General features: G+C 53.4%; 1 rRNA gene. It reads left to right on the forward strand.

What is annotated here, in order from left to right:
* A 23S ribosomal RNA gene (locus AN944_RS21135) occupies positions 1–328 on the forward strand; the annotation flags it as partial.

Below are 328 nucleotides of genomic sequence, written 5' to 3' on the forward strand. Positions count from 1 at the left end.
GCAAGCGGTAGAGGAGCGTTCTGTAAGCGGTTGAAGGTGAAGGGGTAACCCACACTGGACGTATCAGAAGTGCGAATGCTGACATGAGTAACGATAATGGGGGTGAAAAACCCCCACGCCGAAAGACCAAGGGTTCCTGTCCAACGTTAATCGGGGCAGGGTGAGTCGACCCCTAAGGCGAGGCTGAAAGGCGTAGTCGATGGGAAACAGGTCAATATTCCTGTACTTTTGCTAACTGCGATGGAGAGACGGAGAAGGCTAGGCTAGCGCGGCGTTGGTTGTCCGCGTTTAAGGTTGTAGGCTGTTCACTTAGGCAAATCCGGGTGAA

The organism is Shewanella sp. P1-14-1, assembly GCF_001401775.1.
In the GTDB taxonomy this organism is placed as follows: Bacteria; Pseudomonadota; Gammaproteobacteria; order Enterobacterales; family Shewanellaceae; genus Shewanella; species Shewanella japonica.